At 59.8% G+C, this 2,403-nt stretch carries 2 protein-coding genes; both read left to right on the forward strand.

Annotation, left to right across the window (positions count from 1 at the left end; translation table 11 throughout):
* Nucleotides 1-450 precede the first annotated feature (450 nt).
* Nucleotides 451-1,416: a quinone oxidoreductase family protein gene (locus DOM57_RS21605; RefSeq protein ID WP_110651815.1), complete on the forward strand. Its 966-nt coding sequence runs from the start codon at nt 451-453 to the stop codon at nt 1,414-1,416.
* Nucleotides 1,417-1,686: 270 nt separating this feature from the next.
* Nucleotides 1,687-2,403 (forward strand): transposase (locus DOM57_RS21610; RefSeq protein ID WP_162619637.1); only part of this gene is annotated, 717 nt, incomplete at its 3' end.

Consider the following 2,403-nt stretch of genomic DNA (forward strand, 5'->3'; position numbering starts at 1 on the left):
GAGCGCATGAGCCGGGCCTCGGGCTCACCGGTGACGTGATGATGGATCCCGAGCCGTTCCATGCGCCAGCCGAGGCTGTGTTTTGACACAGCCTGTATAGGGTGGTTTTTTCGTGGCTGATCCCCGCCACGTTGCCATTTTCGGATGCCACCCGGCCGGAGTACATCACCCCTTCCTCAGCGTTTATATCAATGTTTCGTCGTATGACCGGTACAACCCACGCTCAGCTTTCCCCTAGGCTTGAGTCCCGATTCGAGTCGGAAGACGAGGAAGAGAAGCAAGCACCATTTCCGAAAGAGATGGGTAGCAAGTCCATGGAGCGAGTGGCAGTACGATACCAATCCTTATGGCGGAGGAGGACGGAGAGCCTTTCGATAAGATGGCTGCTTCAGTACTGTGGGTCGCGGAGAATTACGCTATCGTTTTGGCACAATCTGCAAGGAGTAGGTGATGAAAGCGGCTTACTACGACATCAATGGTGGACCTGACGTCCTGGATTATGGCGATCTGCCTGACCCGACCGCGACGGACGGCCACGTGCTCGTCAGGGTACAGGCGATTAGTCTCGAAGGTGGAGACGTTCTCGGTCGTCGGAACAATCCACCTCGGCATCCTCCGCATGTTGGAGGCTATGCTGCTGCAGGGGTGATCGAGTCCGTCGGCTCAGGCGTGACCAATTTGGCGGTTGGACAGCGCGTGGCCTGCTTCAACTGGCAAGGCTCGCATGCCGAGCTGTTCGCAGTGCCCGTGCCCTTTGTCTTCCCCGTGCCGGATGCACTCGACATCAAGGTGGCCGCCGTGGGACTGATCGCCTTTGGAACCGCGCATGACGCGCTGTTCGAGTTCGGCAGGCTCGAACCAGGTGAGACGGTTCTGGTTCAAGGCGCGGCAGGTGGCGTCGGGCTGGCTGCCGTGCAACTGGCGAATCGGGCGGGAGCCACCGTCATAGCGACAGCGTCATCCGCTCAACGCATCGGCCGGCTGCAAAGCTTTGGCGCGACTCACGGGATCGACTACCGGCAGGAGAACATTGGAGTGCGCACCCGCGAATTGACGGATGGCGTTGGTGTCGATCTCGTCGTCGATCTTGCCGGTGGCAACGCATTGCGGTCTTTGCTGCAGGCCTTGCGTTATCGTGGCCGGCTCATTGCGGTTGGCGGTGCGAGCGGCGAGGGAGGAGGCACTTTCGAATTCAGCGACATCGCACCCGAAAGTCTGGCGGTTTTCGGCATGCTCTTCGGCAAGGAACTGCATACAGCGCGTGTTCATGAAATGATAGCAGGTATATTCGACGATATGGCGACAGGCCGTATTTCAATGCCTGTCGACCGGACTTTCCCGCTTGCGGAGGCGGCGGCGGCCCATAGACATGCTGAAGAAGGCCATCCCTTCGGCCGCATTCTTCTTGTTCCCTGATGACCCTCACCGACGAAGTGACACGATATTCGGGGTTTCCGAGCCAAGGCGCGCCATCGCGGTGGAGTCATTTAGCATCGTGTTTCTGGATCAGACTTTTCGATCTACACCTCTTTTACTAGTCATCTCAGCCTCTTGCTGAGCGGCAGGCGCCCGATAGTGGCATGGGTGACAATCTCCTGCGTACTTACCCGGCCCTCGCAGGCTGTGTCAAAACACAGCCTCGGCTGGCACACTGCCCATCAGGCTTCCTGATGGGCAGTTTTCATCATGGCACGCTATATCACCGGCGAGTCTCGCGAGCAGCTCGACCTGCTGCCACCGTCCCTCGATGACCTCATCCCCGACGAGCATCTTGTTCGCGTCATCGATCTTTATGTCGATTCCCTCGACCTCGATGCCTTGGGCTTCGAACGGGCCCGGCCTGCCGCGACCGGGCGTCCGGGCTACCATCCCGCCGATATGCTCAGGCTCTACCTGTACGGCTATCTTCAGCAGATCCGTTCGTCACGTCGGTTGGAACGCGAATGTCAGCGCAACATCGAGCTGATGTGGCTACTCAATCGGCTGACCCCTGACTTCAACATCGCCGAGTTTCGACGCAAGCATCCGCACGCTTTTCGTCAGCTGTGCCGTCACTGCGTGCATTTCTGCCGTGACGCCGGTTGGCTGGCGAGCCGCGAAGTGGTCATCGATGGCAGCAAGTTCGGGGCCGTGGCCAGCAAGAAGCGCGTGGTGAGTCGAAAGTCGCTGGCCCGTGAGAAACAGGCTTTGAACGCGCGTATCGACGCCTGGCTGGAAGGCCTCGACGAGACCGACCGCGAGGAAGCGCACCAGGATGGGCCCGACGATGACCAGCGTCGTCGATCACTCGAACGGCTCAAGACCCTGCGTGACCAGACCCGGGACAGCCGCGAGCGCATGGAACGGCTCGGGATCCATCATCACGTCACCGGTGAACCCGAGGCCCGGATCATGCGCTCGTCG

The organism is Salinicola peritrichatus (assembly GCF_003206715.1).
Classification (GTDB): domain Bacteria; phylum Pseudomonadota; class Gammaproteobacteria; order Pseudomonadales; family Halomonadaceae; genus Salinicola; species Salinicola peritrichatus.